Source organism: Caminibacter profundus (genome assembly GCF_054657155.1).
Map to the genome: position 1 here is coordinate 165,021 of NZ_BAAHXC010000003.1, position 14,655 is coordinate 179,675.

The 14,655-nt window shown below is 28.5% G+C and carries 17 protein-coding genes; 9 read left to right on the top strand and 8 right to left on the bottom strand.

Features of this window, described 5'->3' with window-relative positions; genetic code table 11:
- Positions 1–71 precede the first annotated feature (71 nt).
- Genes thrC through ACYQ1U_RS08765 form a run of 3 tightly spaced genes read left to right on the top strand, consistent with a single transcriptional unit; the run spans position 72 to position 2,745 of the window.
- A complete protein-coding gene (gene thrC, locus ACYQ1U_RS08755; protein ID WP_459886942.1) occupies positions 72–1,592 on the top strand; it encodes a threonine synthase in 1,521 nt (506 codons plus the stop codon).
- A 26-nt stretch (positions 1,593–1,618) separates the two neighbouring features.
- Positions 1,619–1,858 (top strand): hypothetical protein, encoded by a 240-nt coding sequence (locus tag ACYQ1U_RS08760; RefSeq protein WP_459886945.1) that lies wholly within the window; start codon positions 1,619–1,621, stop codon positions 1,856–1,858.
- Entirely contained in the window at positions 1,858–2,745 is an 888-nt protein-coding gene (locus tag ACYQ1U_RS08765; protein WP_459886948.1) for an AEC family transporter, read from the top strand. Before ACYQ1U_RS08760 ends, ACYQ1U_RS08765 begins: the two co-directional genes overlap by 1 nt.
- Before the next feature lie 69 nt (positions 2,746–2,814).
- Here the strand turns inward: ACYQ1U_RS08765 and ACYQ1U_RS08770 are convergent, their stop codons facing one another.
- On the bottom strand, positions 2,815–3,543 hold the full coding sequence (locus ACYQ1U_RS08770) for a YdcF family protein (RefSeq protein ID WP_459886950.1): 729 nt from the start codon (positions 3,541–3,543) through the stop codon (positions 2,815–2,817).
- Between the two features lie 393 nt (positions 3,544–3,936).
- Here ACYQ1U_RS08770 and ACYQ1U_RS08775 point away from each other — a divergent pair, with 393 nt between their 5' ends.
- Positions 3,937–4,659 (top strand): SDR family NAD(P)-dependent oxidoreductase, encoded by a 723-nt coding sequence (locus ACYQ1U_RS08775; RefSeq protein WP_459886953.1) that lies wholly within the window; start codon positions 3,937–3,939, stop codon positions 4,657–4,659.
- 27 nt (positions 4,660–4,686) lie between these two features.
- On the top strand, positions 4,687–6,732 hold the full coding sequence (locus ACYQ1U_RS08780; RefSeq protein WP_459886956.1) for a molybdopterin oxidoreductase family protein: 2,046 nt from the start codon (positions 4,687–4,689) through the stop codon (positions 6,730–6,732).
- Positions 6,733–7,218: 486 nt separating this feature from the next.
- Here ACYQ1U_RS08780 and ACYQ1U_RS08785 read toward each other — a convergent pair whose 3' ends face one another.
- From ACYQ1U_RS08785 to ribA, 7 genes are all read right to left on the bottom strand, one after another.
- A complete protein-coding gene (locus ACYQ1U_RS08785) occupies positions 7,219–8,295 on the bottom strand; it encodes an FtsW/RodA/SpoVE family cell cycle protein (RefSeq protein ID WP_459886959.1) in 1,077 nt (358 codons plus the stop codon).
- The gene (locus ACYQ1U_RS08790) at positions 8,286–9,710 is read right to left on the bottom strand and encodes a methyl-accepting chemotaxis protein (protein ID WP_459886962.1); all 1,425 of its coding nucleotides are present in this window, start codon (positions 9,708–9,710) and stop codon (positions 8,286–8,288) included. The genes ACYQ1U_RS08785 and ACYQ1U_RS08790 overlap by 10 nt, the downstream gene beginning before the upstream one ends.
- On the bottom strand, positions 9,700–10,233 hold the full coding sequence (locus tag ACYQ1U_RS08795) for a PAS domain-containing protein (RefSeq protein WP_459886965.1): 534 nt from the start codon (positions 10,231–10,233) through the stop codon (positions 9,700–9,702). Before ACYQ1U_RS08795 ends, ACYQ1U_RS08790 begins: the two co-directional genes overlap by 11 nt.
- Positions 10,230–10,607, bottom strand: coding sequence for a hypothetical protein (locus tag ACYQ1U_RS08800; protein WP_459886968.1), 378 nt, complete (start codon positions 10,605–10,607; stop codon positions 10,230–10,232). Before ACYQ1U_RS08800 ends, ACYQ1U_RS08795 begins: the two co-directional genes overlap by 4 nt.
- Positions 10,594–10,794 (bottom strand): hypothetical protein, encoded by a 201-nt coding sequence (locus ACYQ1U_RS08805; RefSeq protein WP_459886971.1) that lies wholly within the window; start codon positions 10,792–10,794, stop codon positions 10,594–10,596. The genes ACYQ1U_RS08800 and ACYQ1U_RS08805 overlap by 14 nt, the downstream gene beginning before the upstream one ends.
- Complete coding sequence (rsmG, locus tag ACYQ1U_RS08810) at positions 10,787–11,326, bottom strand: 16S rRNA (guanine(527)-N(7))-methyltransferase RsmG (RefSeq protein ID WP_459886974.1); 540 nt, start codon at positions 11,324–11,326, stop codon at positions 10,787–10,789. The genes ACYQ1U_RS08805 and rsmG overlap by 8 nt, the downstream gene beginning before the upstream one ends.
- Before the next feature lie 132 nt (positions 11,327–11,458).
- Positions 11,459–12,016 (bottom strand): GTP cyclohydrolase II, encoded by a 558-nt coding sequence (gene ribA, locus ACYQ1U_RS08815; protein WP_459886976.1) that lies wholly within the window; start codon positions 12,014–12,016, stop codon positions 11,459–11,461.
- A 58-nt stretch (positions 12,017–12,074) separates the two neighbouring features.
- Here ribA and argF point away from each other — a divergent pair, with 58 nt between their 5' ends.
- From argF to ACYQ1U_RS08835, 4 genes are all read left to right on the top strand, one after another.
- The gene (argF, locus tag ACYQ1U_RS08820) at positions 12,075–13,016 is read left to right on the top strand and encodes an ornithine carbamoyltransferase (RefSeq protein ID WP_459886978.1); all 942 of its coding nucleotides are present in this window, start codon (positions 12,075–12,077) and stop codon (positions 13,014–13,016) included.
- Complete coding sequence (locus ACYQ1U_RS08825) at positions 12,989–13,360, top strand: DUF2603 domain-containing protein (RefSeq protein ID WP_459886981.1); 372 nt, start codon at positions 12,989–12,991, stop codon at positions 13,358–13,360. Before argF ends, ACYQ1U_RS08825 begins: the two co-directional genes overlap by 28 nt.
- A 95-nt stretch (positions 13,361–13,455) precedes the next feature.
- The gene (locus tag ACYQ1U_RS08830) at positions 13,456–14,193 is read left to right on the top strand and encodes a peroxiredoxin (protein ID WP_459886984.1); all 738 of its coding nucleotides are present in this window, start codon (positions 13,456–13,458) and stop codon (positions 14,191–14,193) included.
- A gap of 69 nt (positions 14,194–14,262) precedes the next feature.
- Complete coding sequence (locus ACYQ1U_RS08835; RefSeq protein ID WP_459886987.1) at positions 14,263–14,655, top strand: Fur family transcriptional regulator; 393 nt, start codon at positions 14,263–14,265, stop codon at positions 14,653–14,655.

A 14,655-nucleotide genomic window follows, 5' to 3' on the forward strand; every position in this document is an offset into this window, starting at 1 on the left:
ATTAACCAATTAACCAATAACTAATATACTAATATACCAATTTGATATAATTTCAATAAAAAAGGCTTATAATGAAGTTTATAGGGACTCGTGGGACTATTGAAAAGAAAAGTTTTAGCGAAGTTATCTTAAATCCGGCAGCTCTAAATGGTGGTCTATATGTACCAGAAAAACTTCCTAAAATTGATGAAAGATTTTTAATTAAACATTATGATGACAGAGATGAAAAAACGTATAAAAATCTTGCAGCAGGAATTTTATCTTTATTTAAGATTGATATTGGTAAAGATCTTTTAAATAAGGCTCTTTATACATATCTTAGAAATTTTGATGATCCTGATGTAGTGCCAGTTGTAAAAGTTAAGGAGGATTTGAGTATAGCTGAGCTTTGGCATGGACCTACTCGTGCTTTTAAAGATATGGCACTTCAACCATTTGGTGTGATTTTATCAAATCTTGCAAAAGAGAGAAATGAAAATTATCTAATAATGGCAGCAACTTCTGGTGATACAGGACCTGCAACACTCAAAACTTTTGAAAATAAAGAAAATATAAAAGTAGTATGCTTGTATCCTCATAAAGGAACAAGTGAAGTTCAAAAACTTCAAATGGTAACAACTAATGCTTCAAATGAAAAAGTTTTTGGAATTTTAGGTGATTTTGATGATGCTCAGAGTGCTCTTAAAAATTTACTTAAAAATGAAGATTTTAGAAAAACTTTAGAGGAAGAGGGAATTAAACTCTCAGCTGCAAACAGTGTAAATTTTGGAAGAATTATTTTTCAAATTATTTATCATTTTTGGGCATATTTAAAATTAGTAGAAAATGGCGAAATTTTACTAATGGATAAAATAGATGTCATTATTCCTAGTGGAAACTTTGGAAATGCACTTGGAGCTTATTATGCTAAAAAAATGGGTCTACCTATCGAAAAGATTATAATTGCTTCAAACAAAAACAATGTGCTTTATGAGCTAATAAAATATGGAAGATACGATCTTAGAGATAAAAAACTTATAAAAACAATATCTCCTGCTATGGATATTTTAAAGTCTAGTAATGTTGAAAGAGTGCTTTTTGATAAATTTGGTGAAAATAGAACAAAAGAGCTTTTAGAGTCTTTAGAAGAGAATGGTTATTTTGAATTAACTCAGGAAGAACTAAATGTAATTCAAGAAGATTTTGATGCTGATTTTGCAACTGATGGTGAATGTGAAGAGATAATTAAAAGATATGCAAATAATGAAAATTATCTAATGGACCCTCATACTGCAACAGCAGTTAAAGCTTATGAGTATTTAAAAGAGAAAGGAGAAATAAAAAATTATGTAGTAGCTTATTCTACAGCTGAATGGACAAAATTTGCTCCAAGTATTTATAAGGCTTTAACTAATGAAGATATTGATAGAGAAATAGCTGAAGTTGAAGAAAATACTATATCAGATAAAGATGCCATTGTTTATATTGAGACGCACTATGATGTAAAAGCACCAGAAATTATTAGAGAACTGTTTGACAAAGAGATAACAAATGAGAATATAATTGATAAGTCTCAAATTAAAGATGAGATTGTAAAATTTATAAAGAAGTGATATAATTAAATAAAAAAGGAGGGGAAATGCAAGTAAACAACATACAAACTTCAATAGTAAATGATCCTAGTGCGATGGATGGACTCAGAAGACAACAAATGGAGCAAAATAATCAGTTACAACAAACTCAACAAGATAATCAAATTCAACAAAAACAGCTTGAAGAAGCTAAAAATATACAACATCAACAGCAACAAAAACAATACATTGCTCAGCAAGTTGCAATGGCTACTGGTGCTGGGGTAAATCTTAATTTAATGGCGTAATGCTTATAGTTTTTGGAATTTATCTTTTTATTATAATTGGCTTTTGGGCTAAAAAAATATTTAAAGAAGTAGAAGGTAAAACACTTGTAATTCTTTCTACTTACTTTCTTCAACCTTTCTTAACGTTGTGGGTGATTATGCTAATTCCTCTTAATTATGATTTAATAATTTCACCTATATCATATTTAATAGCAGTGTTTTTTGCATTTATTTTTACATTTTTATTTTCATTAATATTAAAAGATAAAAAAGAGAGAATAATAGTTTCTCTTACACCTCTTATAGGAAATACAGGTAATCTTGGAATTCCTTTAAGTTATGCTCTTTTTGGCGAAATAGGAGCTAGTATTGCTACAATAATAAATCTTGCAAATATTTTTTTTATTTATTCATTTGGAATTTTTTTCTTTGCAAAAGGCGAGTATTCTTTTAAAGGTGCTTTTAAAAAGATAATTAAAATTCCAGTAATATGGTTTGGGATATTGGCTTTAACTTTAAATATATTAGGGGTTAAGTTTAGTGCAGAAGTGATGAAAATTCTTCAAATGGGAGCATTTGCTTCAATTGTAGTACAGCTTCTTATTTTTGGAGTTTATTTAGCTGATGTTAAGTTTAAAGAAGTTAATTTTAAATTAAACTTAATTGTTTTAATAAATAAGTTCTTAATATTTCCTGTAATAGCTTATTTTGTTTTACATTTTTTTAATCTAAAACCGCTATATTTTAAAGCAGTTTTACTTGAAGTATTAACTCCTCTTGCAGTTACAAATGTAAATTTGGCAGCTTTATTGAACTTATATCCACATAAAGTTGCATATTTAGTAGTTTTAACTTCTGTTTTGTTTATAGGTATTGCTTTTGTGTTTTTATATTTTATAAAAGGATAAGAATGAATATAAAGATTAAACTATTAAGATCTTAATAAAAAAGACTTTAAAAATTATGTATATAAAAATTTAAATTCCTCTTAGTTTCAAACTCAAAAGTCCAAAATATTCATGTATGGCTTTGTAACTTTTATGGAAGTTCCCTTCATTTGGGAAAATATCCCAAATGGTGTAATCTGGGTCATAAAAGAATCCAACAGGCTTTGGAATGATTTTAAAACCAAAGTGTTTAAATAAAGCAATGCTTCTTTTCATATGATATGCACTGGTAACTAGATATATTTTTAAAGGCATATTAAGTTTTTTAAAAAGTAAGACAGTATATTTTGCATTTTGATAGGTATTTAGTGATAGGTTTTCATAATATGCTTTTATGTTGCAATTGCATGTTTTAGATAAAAGAGTGATGTCTTTTTTTATATTTTCAGCTTCTTTTGTTTTTCCAAGCCCTCCACCTGTAAAAATAAAAGGAAGATTTTCTTTTTTTGCAATTAATAGCCCATAAACTTCTCTTTTGAATGCATCTGGGTATGCTTTTAGTGTGTCTTTAGAATTAGTACCACCACCTAAGACAACTACGGCAACAGGTTTGATATTATCTTTATATGTAATATTTTCAAGAGGTGAAATTAGTATATTAGCAACTGGCTTTATCGAAATTAGATATAAAAAAAATGCACTAACGAAAAAAAGCCATTTGAATTTTTTAGCAAAAAAACCAGCAATAGTTAGTATAATAATAAAAATTCCAGGAGGCAAAAAAAGATAAGTAAAAAGTTTTGAAACGATATATAACATTTGTTACCTTTTAAATATTAGTATATTTGTTTATTGGTTATTTGTTATTAGTAAATTTAGAAATGTGACTAGTCGATACAGCAAACTAAATTTTAATTTATGTAATTTATGAAATATACCAAAACTTTTCAATGCCAATATTTAGTCAGTACCAATAACAAATATACAAATACACCAATAACCAATTAACAATTATACCAAATATACAATAATAAAATTAGAGGTAATAGAGGTATAGGGGTTGTAGAGGTAATAGAGGTATTAGAGGTTTTTTAAGGGTTTTTAGGGGTAATATAGGTTATTTCTTATACTAACCTCTACTAATCTATACAACCTATACTCACCTCTAATACTTCTACTAACCTTTTATTACCTTTATACAAGGAGAAACTGATGAATATTGTTATAACTGGAGCAAGTAGAGGCATTGGTAGAGAATTAGTATTAAAATATCTAAATAAGGCAGACAAAATATATGCTATTGCAAGAGATGAAGAAAAATTAAAAGATCTTGCTAAAATTTCTAATAAAATAGAACCAGTTGTTTTGGATTTGGCTGATTTAGAGAAAGTTAGAGAGTTCTCTAAAAGCATTAAAGATATAGATATTGTAATAGCAAATGCTGCAATTTCTCTGCCGCACTCTGCTTATTTTACTCCATTTAATGAATTTAAAAAGACAATGGAGATAAATTTTTTAAGTATTCATGCACTTCTTGAAGGAATTGTGCCTGATATGCAAAAGAGAAAAAAGGGAAAAATTGTATTAATTTCATCTCTTGCTTCACTTGTAGCCGCACCAACTTCACTCGCCTATAGTGCTAGTAAAAGAGCATTAAATTCTTATGCTCAGTCTCTTAGAAATTTACTGGCAAATGATAATATAAAAGTTATAAATATACTTCCTGGATTTATTAAAACTGATATGACAGATAAAAATGATTTTTATATGCCTTTTTTAATGGAGTTAAATGAAGGAGTTGAAGAAATAGTTTACGCAATAGAAAAAGAAAAAAAAGAGTATGCTTTTCCAAAACTTTTTTTTTATTTGATTAAACTTTTTACACACTTGCCAATTAATATTCAGGATAAACTATTGCAAAAAATAATAAAATAAGATATATTTAGTCAAAAAAGGGTATAAATGATTTCTGTTTGCACCTATTGCGGAGTGGGTTGTGAGATAGAAGCTGAGGTTAAAGATAAAAAAATTATAAAAATAAAGCCTGTAAAAAATGGTATATCAAGCGGAGGGGAATTGTGTATAAAAGGTAAATATGGGTTTGATTATTTAGAAAATAGACTCCAAAAACATTTAATAAGTTTTAATTTTATAAAAAAGAATGCTAGTATTATGCCTTTTGAGCTGCAGGTTAGACTTGCTAATTTATTTGAATATGATGAAAGATTTTATGAAGCGCCTCTTAGCTTAGCACTTGATATTGCAGCATGGAAAATTAAGGATATTGTTAAAAAATATACAAGTCGTTCAATTGCTTGCATTGGTGGAGCTAGGACTAATATTGAGAGTACTTGGCTTTTTCAGCATTTTGCAAGAAAAGTTTTAAAAACTCCACATGTTGATAACTGTGCGAGAGTTTGTCATTCACCAAGTCTATCTGGACTTAAAATGAGTATAGGTGAAGGGGCAAGTAGTGTAAATTTTGACTCTATTTTTGAAGCTGAAACTATATTTGTTATAGGTAGCAATACAACAGAAGCCCACCCAATGGTAGCAAGCAGAATAATAAAAGCTAAAAAAAGAGGAGCAAAACTTATTGTAGCTGATGTTAGAGAAATTCCATTAATGAAATTTGCTGATGTGAAAGTGATACTTCCATTTGAATCAAATCTTTTATTTTTAAATGCTATTGCAAAAGAACTTATTGAAAAAGACTTAATTGATAAAGAGTTTATAAGAAAAAGATGTGTTAAGTTTGATGAATATAAGCAGTTTCTTCTTAAAGATAAGTATTCTAAAGAGTTTTTTGAAAAATTAAAAGGTTTTGAGAAAATAAAAACTCAAATTGAAGAGATTGCAAAGTTAATAACAAGAAAAACGATTTTTACTTGGGGACTTGGAATTACTGAGCATATTGATGGGACGGAGAGTGTAAATGCAATAAGTAATTTAGTAATGCTTACTGGAAATTTCAAAAAAGGTGCTGGCGTTTTACCTCTTCGTGGACAAAATAATGTTCAAGGTGCTTGTGATGTAGGCTGTTTGCCTTACTATTTACCTGATTATATCCGTCCGAGAGAAGAAGATATTGGACTTATGACACCTGATGTTATAGATGCTATACTTGAAGGTAAAATAAAAGCAATTTTAAATATGGGAGAAGATATACTTCATATTCATCCTAATCAGAATAAAATACATAAAGCTTTTGAAAACTTGGAATTTTTGATGGTAATGGAAGTTATGGATAATGAAATAACAAAAAAAGCTGATATAGTTTTTGCAGTAAAAAGTGCTTATGAAAAAAGTGGAGTTTATGTAAATGCAGAAAGAAGACTTCATTTAGGTAAACCTCTGATTGAAAGTCATTTACCTGATGATTGGGAGGTTATAAAAGAAATTTCAAACAGAATTGGTGTGGAAATGAAATATAAAACTAGTGAGGAAGTTTTTGAGGAATGCAAAAAAGAAGTTAGTAGATTTAAAGGTGCTACATATGAGAGATTAGAGAAAAAACCTCTTCAATGGCCAATTAGTGAAGATGGAAGCGATTCACCAGTACTTCATTTAGAAAAGTTTAGTACTCCTGATGGGAAAGGTCACTTTCATTATCATAAATATCACATTAGAGGAGAAGTTAAGGATTTAGTTGAAGGTAAAAGAAGATGGTATCTCAATACTGGAAGAGCACTAGCACAGTACAATAATGCTGCTCAAACAAAACAAAGTGAGAAACTTACAAGTAAATATTCAGATGATATTTTATTAGTAAACGAATGTCATAAAGGCGAAATAGGGGAGCTGGTAAAACTAAAGTCAGTTTATGGGGAGAGCAGACCTTTAAAGGTTAAATTTACAAACAAAGTACGTCCATTTACACTTTTTACTACATTTCATTTTGCAAAAAACCATATAAATTACTTATTTGGTGATGTTGCTGATCATAAAGTAAAAACTGCAAGATTTAAAGCAGTTGAAGTGGAAATAATACCAGTTAAAAGTAGTTGAGAATGAACAATGGAAAATGGAGTTTATATAAAAATGGCCAAGTTCCAAGTTCCGAGTAGAGTTTGTAGAGGTTAGTATATTATAAAACCTCTATTACATCTATTACCTTTACAACCTATAATACTCCTCTGTTTAGTGGTCGGGAAAAATGATAAAAAGTATTGAAATAATGGGAGTTTTAAACATTTTTAAAGTAACCAACTAATTGAGAACTGGTATTATTTATCAAGGATAAAACCTAAATTCGTTCAACAAAACTAAGAATTTTTTAACGCTTCATAAAGACTAAAAAGCATTAACTCGCTTTCGCTCAAACAGAATGCTTTTTTTAACGTCTTTATTACGCTAAAATTCTTAATTGTTTCACTCATTTAGGTTTTATACTATTAAAAATTTTTACTGCGTAACATCAGTAACTAATTGAGAATTGGTATAAGTTTTAACAATATTTGACTTGGAACTAAAACTGGAATTTGCTACTTAGAGTTATTTTACTCCATGAGAGTGTAAAAACTCTTTTCTAGATACTAAATTTTCCAAAATCGCAAATAAAATCATAAAATTTATAAAACTAGTTCCTCCATGGCTAATTAGAGGTAAAGGTACTCCTACAACTGGTGCTAAATTCATAGTCATTGCAATATTTACAAATGCATATATAAAAATCATTAAAGCTACACCTGCATACATTACTTTTGCAAAATAGTCATCTTTTAACTTTTCAGCTCGTTTTAAAAGATAAAAAATTAATATAAAATATAAAATAATTATATTCAAAGCTCCTATAAATCCAAATCTTTCGACCAAATAAGCAAAAATAAAATCGCTACTAGCAATTGGTAAAAATTTTAATTGAGTTTGGGTAGCTTCATTTTTATTTTTTCCAGTAAGTCCACCACTCCCTATTGCTATAAGAGATTGTTTTACATGATAGCTAGGCTTATTTAAGAAATGTTCGATTCTTTTTTTTTGATAATCTTTTAATAAAAATTTATAAGCAATAGGCACAAAAATAATACTAAAAATAGAGATACTTATCCATATTTTCTTATCAACTCCTACTATAAAGAGTACTCCAAACCCAATAATAAGAGTAATAAGAGCAGTACCTAAATCAGGTTCTTTGGCTATAAGAAAAAAAGGAATTAGTATATAAACTGAAAATCTCAAAAATTCTTTTAAATTATAAACGAGTCTAGGAGGGTATTTATAAATTAAAAATCCTAGCATTAAAAGAAGTGTGGTTTTCATAAATTCAGATGGTTGAATAGTGAGATTAAGAATAGGAATTTTTAGCCATCTTTGAGCACCAAGTATTTTTATACCAAATAAATCTACCATTAAAAGTAATATTACATTTAACCAATATATAAAAGGAATAACCCATAGAAGTTTTCTTATAGGTATAAAATAAACTATTATAAAAACAATAAATCCGATTCCAATATAAAGTAATTCTTTATAAAAAAGTTTTTGAGATATTTCATTAACTAAAAATAAACTAATAATTATAAAAGGTAAAATAAGAAAAAGAATAAGAAAGTCGAATTTTCTTATTGACATTGTTTTTGAGTGTAATGGTCAAATAGTTTTTCTATCTCTTGAGAGAGTTTTTGAGAAGCTTCGTCAACTTTTGTAAATATTTTAATAATATTATCTTTATTTTTAATACAGCTTTTTTCTTCTGTACATTCAAGAGCTTTATTTGTAAGTTCATGTATTTGTGTGTGATAATTGTTTTTGATGTTTTTATATTCTTCAAGACAACCAAATTTTTTAAATGTGTTATCACTTAATAACCATTTTCCAAATTCACAGTTAGTAGGTAGTATTCTTTCAATTGATTTTTCTTCAACTACTGCTTCATATGCATTTAGTTTGTATACTAAATGAGCAAGTTTTGCAAGGTCTAGGAACATTCTTGTAAGAGCAAAATCTACATTTTTTCTATTTTCTTGAGCTTTATCTCTAAATCCTAAAACTAAACTGCTAACTGTATCAATATCGTCTTTTGATGCACTTGCCATATTTGTTATTGTTTCTGCATTTGATTGAATATCACTTGTTTCCTGTTGGAGAGTTTTGATAGTAATAGAAATTTCACTTGTTGCTTTTTGAGTACGTTCTGCTAGTTTTCTAATTTCATCTGCAACTACTGCAAATCCTCTTCCATGTTCTCCCGCTCTTGCTGCTTCAATTGCCGCATTAAGTGCCAGTAGATTTGTTTGGTCTGCTATGTCTGTAATTAACTCAACAATTTTACCAATTTCTTCAGCTCTTTGAGATAGCATATTTATTGATTCATTTGTATGAGCAATAAATTCAATTAACTCATTAAGTACATTTGATAGATTTTCAATTTTTGAAGCTGAGTCATTAGCACCTTCATAAATTTCTTGTGATAGAGAATCAATTTTTTGCATATATTCTTTTAATTTTGTATTAAATGAAGTTTTGATATCGTTAATTTGTTTTTTTGTTCCTCCACCTAATTTATTTAGAGTAATAAACATTTCACTTCTAGCTTGTTCTTTCATAGCAGTAGAAATTGCTTTAACAGCATCGTTTATCATACTAGCAGTACTTCTAAATCTGCCTTTGTATCCAGCAAGTGCAATATCTCTATAATCAATCCCACTCTCAGCTGCTCTGATTGACTCTTTAATATCCCTCTCAAATGCTTCTAATTGGTCAAGAATGTCATTTATATCCCATGCAAGTTCAGATAAGGGGTCATCTTCTGGTATATTTGTAATTCTATCGTTAAATTGACCGTTAGCTATATTTTTTATAATAGTTTGTATTTTTTTTAAAAGAGTAGTATTTGTTTGAGATTTTTCTTTTTTAAGTAAAGGTAAGACTATAATAATACCAACAATACTTCCAATTCCTACAATAAAATCACCATTAAAAAAACCATAAACACTGATTATACCAAAAAGCAAAGCTGCTACTGAGTTTAATATTTTAGAGTTCATTGATTATTCCTTTTTGGATTTTTATCATAAGTTCATTAAACGTTAGTTTTTTTGATTCAAGAAGTTTGTTAACTTCTTCCAATGCTGCTTCCATTCCATGAGTTTCTTCAATTGAATTTAGTTTTTTATATAATGGTTCAATTAAGTTTCTAAAATTATCATTTGGTTTTCTTCTTACAGAATAGTAACTAATTATCTGATTGTTAGCATTAAAAGTTGGTGATATGTTTGCAAATACCCAATAAAACCCTCCATCTTTTCTTAAATTTTTAACAAATCCAAACCACTCTTTTCCATTTTGAATATGGTCATATAAAATTTTAAAAGCACATCTTGGCATATCAGGATGTCTTAAAATGTTATGAGGTTGACCTAGCAATTCGTCTTCATTATAACCGCTAATTTCAATAAAAATTCTGTTTCCATAAAGAATTTTGCTTTTTAAATCAGTTTTTGAGATTATAAAATCTTCTTCTTTTAAAAGTACTTCTTTGTTAGTTGGAGTAACTTTTGGTTTTCTCATAAATTCTCCTTTAATTTAACTGCATCTATTCCAAGTTCTGCTGTTTTTTCTATTTCATCTAGTGAATTAGCTAGATATACAATTTTTGTATCAAGCAAATATTTTTCAGCAATTTGTTGAAATTTTAATGCCTTTTCTAAAATATCGGTAAAAATATATTTTGCTTTAAGGTTTGAAACAAAAATTAATTCTTTAATTGAATTTATAATAACTCCATACTCAATTGAGTTTTTTTTACAAAAGTTAAAAACTTCAAGAGATGAATCTGAGTAGAGAAATATAAGTGTGGAGTTACTAGGAGAATTTTTTATATCTTCAATTGTTTTTACTCTATAAAACTTTTCATTGCTAAAGGGCTCTTCAAGAATTAGCATAGCAATCCTTACAAATATTTTTATTATCTATTGTGTTTATTTCATTTTTTGGATAAAAAGTTTTGCACTTATCACATAAAATTAAATCTTTACATTCTTTTTCATTTTTATTTTGGACTTTAGGTTTTTTAAAAAAGAAAAAATAAATTGTTCCTATTATAAGTAAAAAGATTATTAATTTACCCATTGTTTTCCTTTATAAAAACATAATTTCTATTGCCTTTTGATATTATATTAGCTTTTATATTTTCGAGTTCATCTAATACATTTGAACCTTTATATAATAGTATTGTACCATTTTTATTAAGATATGGTTTTGCTATTTTTATTATTGTCTCTGTTTTTGTTACAGCTCTGCTGGTTATGAGTTCAACTTTTACATTATCTAACTCTTCTAATCTTTTAGGGCAAACTATTACATTTTTTAACCCTAAAAGAAGTTTTATATAGTTTAAAAAACTATATCTTTTTTTTAGAGGTTCCACTAAGTACCATTTAGTATCAGGCATTGCAATAGCAAGAATTAAACCTGGAAATCCGGCACCGGTTCCTATATCTAGAGCACTTTTTACATTTTTTATTTTTTCAATTGGAAAGAGACTATCTTCGATTTGGGCTTTTATCTCTTCTTCACTTTTATAGTTTGTAAGTTTGTGAGTTTTATTCCATTTTAAAAGTTCACTGACAAAAATATCAAACTGCTGATTTAGATTTTGCATTGTAAATCCTTAAGTATATTGGTTGATTAGTATTAGAGGTAATATGGGTTATAGAGGTTTAAAAAAAATATCCTTTACTAACCTCTATAACCCCTACTAACCTCTATTAACTTCCCACTTAGAACTTGGCTACTAAAGCTTGTGTCCAAGCTTTTCTTTTTTTGTTTTTAAGTAATTTTTATTATAAGGATTTGGTTTTACTTTTATAGGGATTCTTTCAATAACCTCAATCTCTTTAAATGCAAATTCTTTTCGTGGGTTGTTTGTTAAAAGTTTTATTTTTTTTATTCCAAAATTTTTTAAAATTTCTTCTACTATGCTAAAGTCTCTAAGGTCTGCCTCAAAGCCTAGCTGGTGGTTGGCTTCAACGGTATCAAGCCCTTTATCTTGAAGTGCATATGCATTTACTTTATTAAAAAGACCAATACCTCTACCTTCTTGTCTAAGGTATATTACCATACCACCTTTTTCATTAATAGTCTTAAGCGCATACTCTAATTGTTCTCCACAATCACATTTAAGACTACGTAAAGCATCTCCAGTTAAACATTCACTATGAATTCTAACAATTGGTATTTCTGGAAGATTTTTCGTAAATATTACTAAGTGTTCTTTTTCTTGATCTTTAAAAGATTGGATTTTAAACTCTCCATAAATAGTTGGCAGATTTGCAATATTAGAAATTTTCAAAAAATCTCCTTTTTTTTGTTAAAATTATAACTTAATAAATTTAGCAAAAGGATAAAAATTGAGACATTTTTTATGGCTGATAGATTATACCAAAGAGGAAATTAAAGAGATATTAAGTATCGGATTTGAAATCAAAAAAGAGACTAAAGCCGGAGTTTTCAAACCATACTTAAAAAATAAACAACTTGCTATGATTTTTGAAAAGTCTTCAACGCGTACTCGTGTATCGTTTGAAGTAGGTATAAATCAGCTAGGAGGTAATGGTATATTTTTGAGTAGTAGAGATATTCAGTTAGGTAGAGGTGAGCCTATTAAAGATACGGCAAGAGTGATTAGTTCAATGGCTGATTTAGTTATGATTAGGACTTTTGGTCAAGAGAGACTAGAGGAGTTTGCAAAATATTCAAAAGTGCCGGTAATAAATGGATTAACTGATTTATGCCATCCAGTGCAATTACTTGCTGATATTATGACAATGATTGAATTTGAAAAATTTGATTTTGATAAACCAAGTCAAACAACAGTTGCATATGTTGGTGATGGAAATAATATGGCAAATTCTTGGGTAGTTTCAGCATCAAAACTTGGATTTAATCTAAAAATTGCAACTCCAAAAGGGTATGAAGTTGATGATTTTATTCAAAAAAAAGCTTTTGAGTTTGCTAAAGAAAGCAAGGCAAAAATAGAATTTTTATATGACCCTAAGGAGGCTGTAAGAGAGGCAGATGTAGTAACGACTGATACATGGGTTAGTATGGGGCAAGAAGAAGAGAAAGAAAAAAGAATAAAAGACTTTAAGGGCTTTGAAGTTGATAAAAACTTAATGTCTCTTGCAAAAAAAGATGCTTTGTTTCTTCATTGTCTTCCGGCATATAGAGGATATGAAGTGAGTGAAGAAGTTTTTGAAGAACACGCTGAAGAAATATTTACAGAAGCAGAAAATAGACTTCATGCTCAAAAAGGTTTAATGGTATGGCTAGAGAAACAGCAGAAAAATTAAATACAAAAACAATAGTAGAGTGTAAAAAATTAGAATTGATTGAAGGCGATTTAAGTGAGCCTATGTGGGTTATGTTAACACAGGATAACAATGTAAAGGTAGTTATTTCTCCTGAAGATTATATTTCTATGATGGAAACTTTAAAAGGGGTTATGAAAGAAAACTTAGAGCTTAAACTTGAAAAAGCAATTCTTAGTGAATTTCCTATTGATTATGAAGATGTAAAAGCAGTAGTTTTAGAAGAAATGAAAAAGAGTGATAAAAGTATTAAAGAAATAGTAGAGAAAGTAAAACTCGAACATCCTAATCTTTTTTATAATATTGACTTAGATAAAATCCTCTAAAGGAAAATTTTTTTCTTTTTCTTCTTTTTATCCTTGACAAATAAATTTTAATAGATTATAATTTGAACATAAAATTTATTATAAGGAGGTGCCAAATGGCATGTGAAAGAGAAACAAAAGAATTAGCACAAGAAACTAAGGAGGTAAAAATGGAAGAAGTTAAAACTCAAGAAGGGGTACTTGTTTTAAAACAAATGCCAGAATTTAAAGCAGAAACTTATGATGCAGAAACAGGTCATTATACAGAAGTTAGCAGTGAAGATTATAAAGGTAAATGGACAGTAGTATGTTTTTATCCAGCAGATTTTACATTTGTATGTCCAACTGAGATTGCAGCAATGAATGCAGCACTTCCATTCTTAAAAGAACTAGGTGTTGAAGTATTAGCAGTATCTACTGATACAAAATTCTCTCATAAAAGATTTGTAGAAACTGAACCACTGCTTAAAGGTCTTAAACTTAAAATTGCAGCTGACCCAACAGGAGAAATTACAAGAAAATTTGGTGTAATGATTGAAGGTGCAGGACTTGCTCTTAGAGGAAGATTTCTAATCAATCCTGATGGACAAATTGTAGCTGAGGAAGTTCAAGCGCCACCAGTTGGTAGAAGCGTGAAAGAATTTTTAAGACAAATTATTGCTCATCAACATGCATATAAAACTGGTGAAGTAACTCCTGCAAACTGGAAACCTGGTAAAAAAACATTACCAGTAAATACTGATATTGAACCAATGACAGGAAATGTTGGTGCATATGTAAGTATAGAAGATTTAATTGATGAGAATGATGTAAAAGAAATGGAAGAAATGGTAAAAGCATTTAAAAACAGCTAATTTCTTCCTTTTACTTTTCTTTAAAAAGTTTTAAGAGCTTTTTAAAGAAAAGTAAATAGAAAGGGAAATATGAAAAGTTATAAAAGTTTGCTTGAGGAATCAAATCTCAAGACTACTCCTCAAAGACTTGCTATTTTAAGAGAGCTTGATAAAAAAGGTCACGCAAGTATTGAGGAAATTTATGAAAATATAAAAGAGATGTTTCCAAGTATTTCGCTTGCTACTATTTATAAAAATATTAATGCTTTAAAAGAAGAGGGTGTTATTAGTGAAATTTGTCTTCATCAAAAACCAAAATTTGAGATAGCAAAAGAATCTCATGCGCATTTTATTTGTAAAAAATGTGGAAAAGTTGAAGATGTGCCTCTCAATGAAATAATTAGAAATGATATAGAAAAACTTTATCCTAATTCACAAAAAGAACTTTATATTTATGGTATTTGTAAGGCATGCGACTCTTAG